Source organism: Nostoc sp. PA-18-2419, assembly GCF_005869855.1.
Lineage (GTDB): Bacteria > Cyanobacteriota > Cyanobacteriia > Cyanobacteriales > Nostocaceae > Nostoc.
Window position 1 is genome coordinate 111963 of record NZ_SZNH01000014.1, and the last position, 13633, is coordinate 125595.

Consider the following 13633-nt stretch of genomic DNA (forward strand, 5'->3'; position numbering starts at 1 on the left):
CAAAAGCAGCTTTTACTTTCTCAAACCTCAGTTTGCTTACTCATTTGAGTAATTCACGCATTCATTTTGGTATATCATTGAGCCGAAAGAAAAGCGTAGGCGTAGCCCGTTGTAGACATCGCTTCTCGGCAAATCTTAAAGGCTATTCCATTCTTCTAATGTGATTTACCGTTCTAAAATCACCTCAACTTCTCGAATCATCCATCATCTGCAATTGTGGTACAGAATACTCATCATTAGAGGGAAGAGTTAGGCGATATTCACCGTAAATCATAAACTGATGTCTTGTTCCAGAATAAGCCCCCTCAAACCCAATCCGTCGTAATTTATTCACAAAATCACTACGCTTACAGGGTATCCATCGGCTCAAGAGTCGGCTCCTTGTTGAGGTCAATATTATCAATTACTGGTAGAGAATGTCCCAACTTTAACCCAAGCAAAATCCAGTCTTCCAGTGTTGAATGTAATTCATCCTCACACTCTCGCAAAGTCGATGCAAAGGCTATCACTCCTTTGCAAAGAGGAATTCTACCTGCAAATGTACCATCTTCTAACTTGTCATAAACTGCTTGGGCGATCGCTCCGTCAACATAGTCGCTCAGAATAAACCTTATTGTCATGAAATCTTGCGTTGTGCTACCAGTTTAATCTTACGTTAATAAATTGATGACTCTGACGGTTCACCTCGGTTAAATATTCTGATTTCAATCCCACGCCTTTTAAGCGTCGTTCCCCACACCCCACAAACTCTGAACAGCTTGGCATATAGCTAAAATGAGACTTGAACAGGCGATCGCACTATTCGGTAGGTAATCCTTAACATCTAACTCATCCCACTCTTAAAAGGGGATGGGATTTCACTTTGACTGTTGACGAATAAAATTAGCCATGTGTCCAAAATATTTCTGACAAAACATCAATTTGTGTCAATTGATTCTGATAAGTTAGTAAACTAAATATTTATTAATACCTTCAACGCTTCCTAACCCGGCGGGAGCATTGAGCAAAACAGACACAATTAATTGACTCAAAGTTATGGCGCTCATAGTTCAGAAATACGGTGGTACATCTGTCGGTTCAGTCGAACGCATTCAGGCTGTTGCACAGCGCGTCTACAAAACTGTCAAAGCTGGAAACTCTCTGGTTGTAGTGGTTTCGGCAATGGGCAAAACCACTGATGGACTCGTCAAACTAGCTAATGAAATTTCGCCAAATCCTAACCGCCGGGAAATGGATATGCTGCTTTCCACTGGCGAACAAGTAACCATTGCCTTACTCAGTATGGCATTGCAGGAACTCGGACAACCAGCAATTTCTATGACTGGCGCTCAAGTAGGAATTGTTACCGAAGCAGAACACAGCCGCGCTCGGATTTTACATATTGAAACTACTCGCGTAACTCGCCACCTCACAGCAGGAAAAGTAGTTGTAGTAGCTGGTTTTCAAGGCATATCAAGTGCCGGAGAAATGGAAATTACAACTTTGGGACGTGGTGGTTCTGACACTTCAGCAGTAGCACTGGCAGCAGCATTACAAGCAAGTTTCTGTGAAATTTATACAGATGTTCCAGGGATTTTAACTACAGACCCCCGCTTAGTTCCCGAAGCTCAGTTAATTGATGCTATCACTTGCAATGAAATGCTGGAACTAGCTAGCTTAGGAGCAAAAGTGTTGCATCCCCGCGCTGTGGAAATTGCTCGGAATTACGGTGTTCCCCTGGTAGTCAGGTCTAGCTGGACAGATGACCCAGGTACTTGGGTAACATCAGCTAAACCCCAAGGGCGATCGCTAATCAACTTAGAAATTGCCCGTCCAGTAGACCATGTAGAATTTGACACAGACCAAGCAAAGGTAGCTCTATTGCGCGTTCCTGACAAACCAGGTGTAGCAGCAAGTTTATTTGGGGAAATTGCCCGTCAAAAAGTAGACGTAGATTTGATTATTCAATCAATCCACGAAGGTAACAGTAATGACATTGCTTTTACCGTTACTACACCAATTTTAAAACGAGCCGAAGCAGTAGCAGCGGCGATCGCCCCAGCCCTGAGGAGTAAATCCAACCCCAAATCTGATGAAGCCGAGGTAATGGTAGAACAAAAGATTGCCAAAGTCAGCATTGCAGGCGCGGGTATGATTGGGCGTCCTGGTATAGCTGCAAAGATGTTTGCCACCTTAGCCGAAGCTGGCATCAATATACAGATGATTTCCACCAGCGAAGTCAAAGTCAGCTGCGTAGTAGATGCAGCACAATGCGATCGTGCCGTTACTGCACTGAGTACAGCATTTGAAATCGAAGCAAGGGAGCAGCAAAGTAAGCAAACACAGGAAACACACACCTCTGCCCCTCTGCCAAATTGTCCTCCCGTCCGTGGTGTTGCCCTTGACTTAAAGCAAGCGCGTCTTGCGATTCGCCAATTACCAGATCGGCCGGGAATGGCGGCGAAGTTGTTTGGATTATTAGCGCGATATAACATCAGCGTTGATATGATTATCCAATCTCAGCGTTGTCGGGTAATTGATGGTGTTCCCAGACGAGATATTGCTTTTACAGTCTCACGGATGGATGGAGAAAATGCAAAACAATTGCTCACTCAAGTAACAGCAGAATTGGGATGGGGTGAAGTTGTTTTAGATAATGCGATCGCCAAAGTGAGTATTGTCGGTGCAGGTATGGTAGGACAACCAGGTGTTGCCGCTAAAATGTTTGAAGCCTTAGCCCAACAACAAATCAATATTCAAATGATTGCTACTTCAGAAATCAAAATTAGCTGTGTCGTCGCACAAGAGCAAGGTGTTAAAGCTTTACAAGCTATTCATTCCGCCTTTGGTTTGGCTGGTAGTCAGAAATTTGTAGTCCCAGCATAAGTTAATCTCAAGTCTTCAACAGACTTGTATTTATGTCTTTGGGGACTTCCAAAAAATAAATTAACCTGAATTCAATGGCTCATATATTGTCTGCCCAATTTACTCAATCAAAAAACCTCTAAGAGGTTTTACTACGCAAAACTGTCCCTCTATGAATCCCAGAGGGACAGACCTTAATGAATGGCTGACAAAAAAGCTATAACGCAGACTGGATAAGAACTATAGCACGTAAATGTTGATGAAAATAAAGTAGTATACCAGGCTTGAAGCGCATTAAATCATGAGCTAAATCACGCCAAAATAAATCAATATCAGTATTCAACCCATAATATTTTTGTTAACAATAAAAAAATATATATTAATGGGTTCTCAGAAATTTTACATGCCAAAATAGCATTAATTTTTATGGTAATAAATTTATTTTATTTTAAAATTACCAATAATCATACGTATAATACTATCAAAGACTTACGGAAAATATAAGATTATATTTTGTATTTATATTGATGAGTAGTAAATTTCTGGATGGACGCTACCAAATAATAAAAGTTCTCAATTATCAGGAAAAAATAAAAAACTATCTAGTGGAAGATGTTAATTTTTCTGGTAGTCGATACGTAGTTAAGCAGTTACGTTCTACTAGTAACAATCCCCAAAATTTAACAATCCTACAGCATTTGTTTACCAGTAAGGTAGCAACTTTAAAAAAATTAGGCCAGGAACATAGCCAAATTCAGAAGCTAGTTGGCTATTTTGAAGAAAATGAAGAATTTTATCTAGTCCAAGAATTTATTGCCGGTAATCCTTTAACTGACGAAATTTTACCAGGACAACCTCTCAGAGAAGACCAAGTAATTAATCTTTTAACAGAAATCTTAGAAATTTTGGTATCTATACATACCTCAGGCGTGATTCATCAAAATATTAAACCAGCAAATATTATTCGCCGAGAATCAGATAAAAAGTTGGTTTTAGTTGATTTTTCTACTGTTAATGAAGCTATCAATACTGTTGATAATACTGAATATCTGCCTGTGGAACAGATGAGCGGTAACCTGAAGTACAACAGTGATATTTATGCTTTAGGTATAGTTGCGATCGCTGCACTTTTGGGTTTAACAACAAACGAAATATCTAATTTGCGAAGCCAGAAAAATCGGCTAACAGGTGAAATTATTTGGCCAAATAAAAATTTAAAAATTAATATAAAATTAGCAAAAATTATCAATAAAATGGTACGCATTGATTATCGAAAGCGTTACCAATATGCAACTGAAGTTTTAGATGATTTGAAAAATTTAACAAATCTTGAGTATCAGCAAAAGCAGCATCAAAAAAAAATATTCATAGTGATGGCAGGGATAACTGGTTGTATTACACTTGCTGTTGCTGCGTGGTTTTTCCAGTTATCAAAATTTGAAAATAATCCTCAAAAAGAATTGTATCAAGAAGGACTAAATAAATATGATGAAGGAAATTATGAAGGAGCAGTTAAAGATTTTAATCAACTGATTGAATTAGAACCGCAAAATGCTTTGGCTTACAATAAGCGAGGCGATGCTTATTATCGATTAGGAGACTATGAACAAGCACAAGCAGACTCTAGTCAAGCAATTTTGCTCAATCCTCAAGATGCTAATGCTTATTATGACCGAGGATTTGCTTTGTATGAATTAGCCAAATATAAAGAAGCGATCGCTGACTATACCCAAGCGATTAAGTTAAATTCTCAGGATGCATACGCTTATTATGGTCGGGGATTAGCACGCTTTCAGCTTAAGGATCGTAAAGGGGCACTAGGAGATTTTACTAAAGCGATCGCCATCAAACCTGAATATACGGATGCCTATTTACAACGTGGTATTCTCCGCCGTCGCCTCCAACTCAAGCAAGCAGCAATCCAAGATTTTGATGCCATAATTAAGATTAATCCTAGTGATGCCAGAGCCTATTATCAAAGGGGTCTAACTCAAGTTATTAATAAGCAAAAATATGCAGCACTGCAAGATTATTCAAATGCAATTAATATCAATCCCAAATATATAGAAGCTTATTTAACTCGTGGTGATATTTACAGTGACTTAGGAAACAAAATAGAAGCTACTGAAGATTACAATACTATTTTAAAGCTCGATCCAAAATTTATTGATGCTTACATTCACCGAGGTATTCACTACTTTTCGTTTGGAGATTATAAAGGTGCTATTGAAGATTACACTGAAGCAATAAAACTAAATCCTAATGATGCAGCAACTTATAATAATCGTGGTAACGCCTATCTCGAACTCGGAAATAAAAAAGCTGCAAATCAGGATTATTCCCAAGCGATCGCCATTGATAAAAACTATGCCTTAGCCTATTATAATCGGGGTGTAATTCGCGCCAAGCAGAAAAATAAACAGGGAGCGATCGCAGATTTTCAAAAAGCTGCAAAATTATTCCAACAGCAAGGAGAAAAAGATAGTTATCAAGATACCTATAGAGAAATTGCAATTTTGCAAAATAAGTCTGCACTAACAACAACTACTCGTCCTAAGTCTGGAAAAAGAGAAAAAAAAGGAACTAGGGACTAGTACCACAAGGGGTAATTCGTAATTGATAATTATAGGCGTAGTCATACTCTTTAGGACATATKACAAGCATGAATGCTAGGAATAATAATAGTTCTGCCTCCTGCTATATCTGTTGGCAAGGGTTTCAGACATTTAAAATAGTTGGTTTATTTCCGCTCTGCTGTACTAATACTGCTACCTTGGAAGTCAAAAGTTTACACTGAGCGAAGTCGAAGTGTCAAAAGAATTGTATTTTTGGCTTTTGCGCTATTTTGAATGGTCTGTTTATTTCCGCACCCGTTATATTAGGAATTTTGTATAGAGTGGGGTAGCACAAGTGTGCTACCTTAGCGCGTACCTCATTCAAATGAAATATGACTACAGTTAATGAACTGTTCCTCTCAATGATTCCGCATCAACGGCTTTGATTAAGTAAATCTGCAACAAATGCCCAACTATGGAAGCTATCAGAGGTAATTTTTGGCAGAACTTAACAATCTTTGGACGATTGCTATTGTTAATCTCTGCTAGCTTGAGATTAAGGTCAGAACACTGCTCTAACCGCCGGAAAAAGTCAGGGTGATTTGTATTCAAAGTCAGAGGAAATGCCCGGGCGGCGGTATTATTTGTCTCTTGAATAACTCTGGTATTATATTCTCGTGGGTCAATACCAATGGATTGATAGAATTTTGCCCGTTCAAATACTGTCAAAGTGTGAGTAGCAAACACACTCAATAAAAAGAACCGTACCCACAATCTAGCTTTCCAATTGTTCCATAGTTGGGGTTGCGATCGCAGCAGCGCTTTGAAAAAATCTCCATGTCGATTTTCATCCTGACACCAACTCTCAAACTTACGGAACAGGGGATAAATTTGGTGTTCTGGATGTTTTTGCAGATGACGATACACTAAAATATAGCGCCAATAACCAATTTTTTCGGACAAGTAAACTGCGTAAATAATCCACTCTGGTGGAAAGAAGGTATAAGTGCGATTTTTGGTTAAATAACTTAAGTCAAGGGAAAGATTAAAATCTGTCATTGACTTATTTAAAAATCCTGCGTGGCGTGCCTCATCTCGTGCCATAAAATTAAATGCTTCTGCCAGAATCGGATTACGATTTTTCAGACGGCGCGATAATTCTTTAAATAGCAAAAATCCCGAAAACTCTGAGGTACAAGAACGTTCTAAAAAGTCAATAAAAGCGAGGCGTGTTTCCCCATCAATATGATCCCAGCATTGCTTAAATTCTTCATCACGTACAAAATGATGCCGATTATAATCTGCTCGTAACTCCTCGACAATTGCTTGTAACTCCTCCTCCTGTGGCGAAATATCTAACTGCGCCGCCGCCTCAAAGTCAGTAGTGTAAAACCTGGGTGTTAATAATGTTTCTTGAACAGGCGCTTTTACGCCTGGTTTCAACAACCCAGGTTCCGGGGTTTCTAGAGACTTAACCATAGGAATCCTTTTATTATTTAATGCCTTACAAGTTATATAAGCATATATGATTATTAATAGACATCAGTTAAATTATTGAAAGCAAATTGTCAGAAATGAACAGATTGACAGCGATTGCTTGTATTCATTTTGCTTAATGAAAATCTGTTAAGCAAGAAACTTAATAAACCATTATTGGATGCAAGTTATACCTTTTCATATCGGAAGTAAGCTGTTCGACATTTAACTTGCATATTTAGGATTGTTGCTTAATTGCTCAATTCCTCTCCCCATCACCCTATCAGCAAAAACATGCAAACTTTCTGGTTTTACAGCTTAGTTAGAGATAGGAATTGTATATTCAAACTCCTAACTCCTCAAATCTAAAAAAATTTTAATAACTTAATAGTTATGCAAATATTAATAGTTAAATAATCTTATGAGAAATAAAAATAGCTGGGGTCTACATCGGCAATGGTACTTGCTGGATAGAGTGATGCAGATCCTTTCTAAATCTAGAATAACAATCTTTTAACTCTGATACTGGCAGGCATCGTGAGTGATGACTGCCTGAAAACCTTGTACTTGAACCTCAAGGAAGCAACAATGAGTAACAATCTCGCCATCAAACTGCGCTCTGGAACTCAACAAGCCCACACATCAGCGGAAAATGTGGGATTTATGAAATGTTTTCTCAAAGGAGTTGTAGATAAAGACTGCTTCGCTAAGTTCTTAAGTAACTTATATTACATATACAGCGAACTAGAAGCAGCTATAGTAAGCCATATAGACCATCCTGCGATTAGTGCAGTTTATTTTCCCGAACTGAATCGCCAAGCTGCGCTCGAAAAAGACATGATGTTTTATTATGGAGATAATTGGAGAAACAAACTCACCCCTTCATCTGCTGCTCAGACATACATTGACCGCATTCGGGAAATTTCTGCTAACGATCCGGTTTTATTGCTAGGTCATACTTACACTCGCTACATGGGCGACCTCTCTGGGGGTCAAATGCTACAAAAAGTTGCTCAATCAGCCCTAAAGCTTTCTGGCTACGAAGGCACATCCTTCTATAATTTTGAGCAAATTCCTGATAAAAAGGCATTTAAAGATAAGTATCGTCAGGTATTAAATGAACTACCTATTGATGATGCTACAGCAGAACGAATTGTTGCAGAAGCCAATAATGCCTTTGCGTTAAATTTACAGATGGCTCAAGAACTAGAAGGAAATTTAATTAAAGCACTAGGTCAAGTTCTGTTTAATAACTTAACTGGTTCCCAAAACCCAGATAGCACCGAAATCATTGCCGCTAACTAATTTTGTCATTGGTTATTTGTCATTGGGTAGTTAGTTATTTCTCCCCCATCCCCTCATCTCTTCACACATTTATTGGAAAGTAACTCAATGGTTTTTCTATTACCTGGTGTCAAATTTGATTTGGATTTGATTCAAAAATATGACACTCGCGCACCGAGATATACCAGCTACCCACCCGCTACAGAGTTAAACGAAACATTCACCCAAACTGATTTTAAAGCTGCGATCGCCGCCTCGAATCAACGCAAAACTCCTCTTTCTTTGTATTTCCACATTCCCTTTTGCCAAAGTGCTTGCTACTTCTGTGGTTGTAACACAGTAATTTCTAACAATAAGAATATTGCTAAACCTTATTTGGAGTATTTGATTCAAGACATTAAAAATACCGCAGCCTTAATCGATTCACAAAGAAAGGTACTGCAAATTCACTGGGGTGGTGGTACTCCTAACTATTTGGAACGCGACCAAGTAGAAGTTTTATGGAAAAATATCAACCGTTACTTTACTATCGATCCACAAGCAGAAATCTCAATTGAAATTAATCCTCGCTACATCGATAGAAACTATATTTTCTTTCTCAAACATCTTGGATTTAATCGGATTAGTTTTGGCATTCAAGATTTTAATCGTCAAGTTCAAGTAGCTGTGAATCGCGTCCAGCCTGAAGAAATGTTGTTTGATGTCATGAGTTGGATTAAAGAAGCGAAGTTTGAAAGCGTGAATGTAGACTTAATTTATGGTTTACCTTATCAAACCCGCCAAACATTTCGAGAGACGATAAAAAAGACTATCGAATTAGACCCTGACCGAATTGTTGTTTTTAATTTTGCCTATGTACCCTGGCTAAAACCGACACAAAAAAATATTTCTCAAGAAGCCCTACCCTCAGCTGAGGAAAAGTTAGACATTCTAAAAATGACCATTGAAGAATTGACAAATAACCAATATCTATTTATTGGAATGGATCATTTTGCTAAAATTAATGACGAACTAGCGATCGCTCAACGCAATGGCACTCTCAAGCGTAATTTCCAGGGTTATACTACCCACGCGGAAACAGAACTTTTTGGTTTTGGTGCCACATCCATCAGTATGCTAGAAGATGCCTATGCTCAAAACTACAAAGAATTAAAGGACTATTATCAGGCACTTACAGCAGGTGATTTACCTATTAGTAAAGGTATCAAGCTGACTCAAAATGACATCATCAGACGAGATGCAATCATGTCTATCATGTCTCATTTTCAACTGCATAAGCAAGACCTGGAAAACAAGTATCATATTAGTTTTGATGAATATTTCTTTGAGGAATTAGAAGCTTTGAAACCACTAGAAGCTGATGGACTAGTGAATTTATCAAAAAATTATATTCAAATCACAGACATTGGTAGATTACTAGTAAGAAATATTGCCGTCATTTTTGATAGCCATACAAGAAGTCGAGATTCAAAATTCTCTCGGGCAATTTAAAATAGCTACCAAGTTATAGCAATTTTATTTATGAATTTTTGCTTTCTTGAGACTCCTAACTTTTTAAAAAAGTTGGGAATCTAATTTTTCATCTCAATATCATATATTCAGCTTTTATATAAAAATTATGAGAATGCAAATATTATTGATTCATCTCCAAAAAGTTAGATAAAATGATTACATCTTCAGATAGATACAATACAAGATAAATTAATTAGATGAGAAATGTCCGTTAACAGCATAATTGGGAAGTAAGACAAGGTTGAGATTTTGCTTTGGTAAGAATCGTTCTTTACTTTACCTTGTACAAATCTGCTGTAGTTATTGAGTCTAAATTGAAATTGTTTTTAATTTGAGTAAAAAAAATTCTTGAGGTTAATTTTTAGAAAAATACTAACATTCATCAAATATTGATATTAACTCTTTACTCTAACTTTTGGATTCAGCATTTACCCCATGTGATAGAAAGAATTGTGAATCAAGGTTGATAGATTAGATGCAGGTCAGCTGGATGAGGTAATTATCAATTATGAGTATTATTGCTTGAGTAGTTTTAGGTCTATTGGCAGGTGCAATCGCTAAAGCTATTTATCCTGGTTATTAAGGTGGTGGAATTCTTTCCACAATGATTTTAGGTATCATTGGTGGTAGTTTATTTAGTTTACTGGAAACTGGAACACTGCAAATTACTTCCGCTGGTGCTGACTTAACAATTCTTGAGATTTTAGTAGCTGCCCTTGGCGCGCTCGTTGCCATCTACCTATAGTGACTCATCAGAAGAAGTAGTAATGTCTAATCATTGATTGCTAATTACTAATCATCGAATGACCGCTGAGTTTTATTTGTCTTCTAATTCAGGATTTGAGAAGACGTGCAATCTCAAATAGGCTCTAGGGAAAGAGATTAGAGATAACAAGTTAGCCGATCCATTTTTCAAATTTTTGGGAATTTTAGAACTATGTTCTTTCACAAAAAAGATCCTATTCACGCAGTAAATGTTAACGAAGCAAACCCTCGCTTCGCTCAATTACTTCTAGAGCAGTTTGGCGGAGCTACTGGAGAATTAAGTGCAGCATTGCAATATTGGGTTCAATCGTTCCATGTAGAAAATGCTGGAATCAAAGACATGCTCCAAGATATTGCGATCGAGGAGTTTGGGCATTTAGAAATGGTTGGTAAACTGATTGAAGCTCATACGAAGAATACCGATCAAACAGACGCATATAAGAGTACACTCTTTGCAGTTCGAGGAATAGGACCTCATTTTCTAGATAGTCAAGGAAATGCTTGGAGTGCAAATTACTTGAATGAGGGTGGAGATGTAGTACGCGATTTGAGAGCGAATATTGCAGCTGAAGCTGGCGCTCGTCAAACATATGAAGCGTTGATTAAATTAGCAACTGACGAAGGAACTAAGGAAACTTTAGTCCACCTTTTAACACGCGAAATCTCACATACCCAGATGTTTATGAAAGCTCTAGATTCACTGGGTAAGTTAACAGATCCATTCTTTGGCAATGTTAAACCAGATGAAACTGTTGCTCTTTACTACAACCTGTCAACAAACGGTAATGGTAAAGATGAGCGCGGCCCTTGGAATTCTGAGCCAACATTTAAATACATTGCTAATCCATTAGAAAGTCACTCTTAATTCCATAGGTTGCAGTCAAACCATAAGTTAATTTCCGGCAAAGATTTCTTGGCAGATTCTTGGAAACTTTGAACTAGTGCTGAGTTAGATTGCTGATGTTAATTTGAATCCGACACACGAAAGGGCGCACATTTGTGCGCCTTTATTAATTGCTATAAATATTCAGTCACACATAATGTTATAAATGTAAACTACAAAGATTAGTGGCATAGCTATCATACTAAATCAGCGAACTTAAGAGGCAAAACGCATTTCGGAGGTGTTAGCATTGCAAAAAATATAGCTGTAGTCACACCTTTGTTGTTCTACCCATCTTTTAAAATGTGGGTTACCCGTACCGTACCCCCTACCCCATTTGAACTCCTGCCTCCAGCAACAACTGCCTATTGCCTCCTGCTATAAATTAGACACCCTTTAGTTTTTCAAGGAGCTTATGTGAATAGTTCATCAAAAAATAATTTAGTAAATTCACTATTAACTGATAGCTTGGTAGAGGCTAGACAGCAATATAAATACAACTATATTCATATTCCACCAATTGCAATGCTAGATGAGCTTCCGGCTGTGGAAGAGTTCTCTACTAACTGGCTGTTTATACTGGCGCAAGAATTACGTATACTTTTTGTTAATACCTTAATTGTAAATCGGGGAAATCAAGGTTCTCCATCAGTGCGGGATGATGTCAAAAAATTTATTCTAGAAGCCTTAATCAAAGGAGCCATACCCTTCAAGCTGAGTGTTATTGTCAAACTTATACAAATAGTTCCCCAATTTTTTATTAAAAGCTTATCTAAGGATCTGAGAGAAATTGATGATTTATTGTATTCATTACTAAGAGAAAGCGGACTATCAATTTTTGAAGATGCTCTGCATCAAGTTTTGAACTTATTGTATAAAGATCAACCATTAGGTCATGTCACGAGCTTAAAAGATTACGAAAAATTACTGCCAGAAATTCCGCTACCAGCGATCGCCAGTACATATGAGCAAGATGAAGTATTCGCCTATATGCAGGTAGCAGGCTTCAATCCGTTAATGATCGAGCGAGTGAAAAGTTTAAGCGAACGCTTTCCTGTCACAGATGAAGATTATCAAGCAGTCATGGGGAGTGAAGACTGCTTAAGTGCGGCAGGTGAAGAAGGCAGACTCTATCTTGCAGATTATAAAATTTTAGAAGGTGCAATTAACGGTACTTATCCACACGAGCAAAAGTATCTTTACGCTCCCTTGGCATTGTTTGCCCTACCCAGAAGCTCCCAAGCAAACCGTCTACTACGCCCTATAGCTATTCAATGCGGTCAAACTCCAGGCCCAGACTACCCCATTGTTAGCCCTAGCTCTGGCAAATATGCTTGGTTATTTGCCAAAACAATTGTTCAGATAGCAGATGCAAACTTCCACGAAGCTGTCAGCCACTTAGGCCGAACTCACTTGTTTGTCGGCCCTTTTGTGATGGCAACCTATCGACAACTACCAATTAATCATCCTTTACGAATTTTATTACATCCCCATTTTGAGGGAACTTTAGCAATCAACGATGCTGCACAACGGGTTCTGATTGCTGCGGGCGGTGGAGTTGATAGACTACTTTCATCAAGTATTGATAACTCTAGAGTTTTAGTAGTGCGTGGACTGCAAAGCTATGGGTTTAATGACGCCATGTTACCAAAACAATTCCAACAACGTGGTGTAGACGATGTCAATTTGTTACCTGTTTATCCTTATCGGGATGATGCATTGTTAGTGTGGCAGGCTATTTATCAGTGGGTATCGGATTATCTCAAACTTTACTACTCTAATGACAATGACATTAAACAAGATATAGCACTACAAGCCTGGGCAGCTGAGGCACAAGCTGATGATGGCGGACGTGTCCTGGATTTTGGTGAGAATGGTGGAATTCAGACGTTTGACTACTTAGTTGATGCTGTTACTCTGATTATCTTTACCGCTAGTGCCCAACATGGAGCAGTCAACTTTCCCCAAAAGGACTTGATGAGTTACGCTCCAGCATTACCATTAGCTGGTTACTTGCCAGCTTCAAAACTTAAAACTCAAGTAACCGAGCAAGATTATTTAAATTTACTTCCACCTCTAGATCAAGCACAAAGGCAACTAAACCTCTTATCCTTACTGGGGTCTGTTTATTACAACAGGCTAGGTGATTACCCAAAAGGATACTTTACAAATCCACAAGTAAAACCTTTGTTACAAGCTTTCCAGGAAAATCTGCAACAGGTTGAAGATACTATCAATCAACGTAACTTGCACCGCCCGCCCTATAAGTATCTTCTACCTTCAAGAATCCCCCAAAGCATTAACATTTAACTTA

The 13633-nt window shown here is 38.2% G+C and carries 9 protein-coding genes and 1 pseudogene; 7 read left to right on the forward strand and 3 right to left on the reverse strand.

The genetic code is table 11. The features are described 5' to 3' along the window. Window positions 1-184: 184 nt before the first annotated feature. Together FCR06_RS32705 and FCR06_RS16410 are read right to left on the reverse strand one after the other, a co-directional pair. A complete protein-coding gene (locus FCR06_RS32705; protein ID WP_223280163.1) occupies window positions 185-334 on the reverse strand; it encodes a hypothetical protein in 150 nt (49 codons plus the stop codon). A 13-nt stretch (window positions 335-347) separates the two neighbouring features. After that, a complete protein-coding gene (locus tag FCR06_RS16410) occupies window positions 348-620 on the reverse strand; it encodes a type II toxin-antitoxin system HicB family antitoxin (RefSeq protein WP_189523454.1) in 273 nt (90 codons plus the stop codon). Between the two features lie 415 nt (window positions 621-1035). Here FCR06_RS16410 and FCR06_RS16415 point away from each other — a divergent pair, with 415 nt between their 5' ends. Further along, window positions 1036-2865 (forward strand): aspartate kinase, encoded by a 1830-nt coding sequence (locus FCR06_RS16415; RefSeq protein ID WP_138501500.1) that lies wholly within the window; start codon window positions 1036-1038, stop codon window positions 2863-2865. Window positions 2866-3371: 506 nt separating this feature from the next. Further along, window positions 3372-5438 (forward strand): tetratricopeptide repeat protein, encoded by a 2067-nt coding sequence (locus FCR06_RS16420; protein ID WP_138501502.1) that lies wholly within the window; start codon window positions 3372-3374, stop codon window positions 5436-5438. A gap of 363 nt (window positions 5439-5801) precedes the next feature. Here FCR06_RS16420 and acsF read toward each other — a convergent pair whose 3' ends face one another. Beyond that, a complete protein-coding gene (gene acsF, locus FCR06_RS16425; protein WP_138501504.1) occupies window positions 5802-6878 on the reverse strand; it encodes a magnesium-protoporphyrin IX monomethyl ester (oxidative) cyclase in 1077 nt (358 codons plus the stop codon). Between the two features lie 585 nt (window positions 6879-7463). On the opposite strand from acsF, the gene FCR06_RS16430 reads away from it, so the two are divergent. From FCR06_RS16430 to FCR06_RS16450, 5 genes and pseudogenes are all read left to right on the forward strand, one after another. Next, window positions 7464-8180 carry a heme oxygenase (biliverdin-producing) gene (locus FCR06_RS16430; RefSeq protein WP_138501506.1) on the forward strand — a complete coding sequence of 239 codons (717 nt, stop codon included), beginning with the start codon at window positions 7464-7466 and terminating at the stop codon, window positions 8178-8180. Between the two features lie 87 nt (window positions 8181-8267). Further along, a complete protein-coding gene (gene hemN / locus FCR06_RS16435; protein WP_138501508.1) occupies window positions 8268-9650 on the forward strand; it encodes an oxygen-independent coproporphyrinogen III oxidase in 1383 nt (460 codons plus the stop codon). Between the two features lie 562 nt (window positions 9651-10212). Further along, a pseudogene (locus FCR06_RS16440) lies at window positions 10213-10416 on the forward strand (GlsB/YeaQ/YmgE family stress response membrane protein). Between the two features lie 192 nt (window positions 10417-10608). Further along, on the forward strand, window positions 10609-11301 hold the full coding sequence (locus FCR06_RS16445; RefSeq protein WP_138501510.1) for a manganese catalase family protein: 693 nt from the start codon (window positions 10609-10611) through the stop codon (window positions 11299-11301). Between the two features lie 435 nt (window positions 11302-11736). After that, on the forward strand, window positions 11737-13629 hold the full coding sequence (locus FCR06_RS16450) for a lipoxygenase family protein (protein WP_138501512.1): 1893 nt from the start codon (window positions 11737-11739) through the stop codon (window positions 13627-13629). Window positions 13630-13633: the final 4 nt, after the last annotated feature.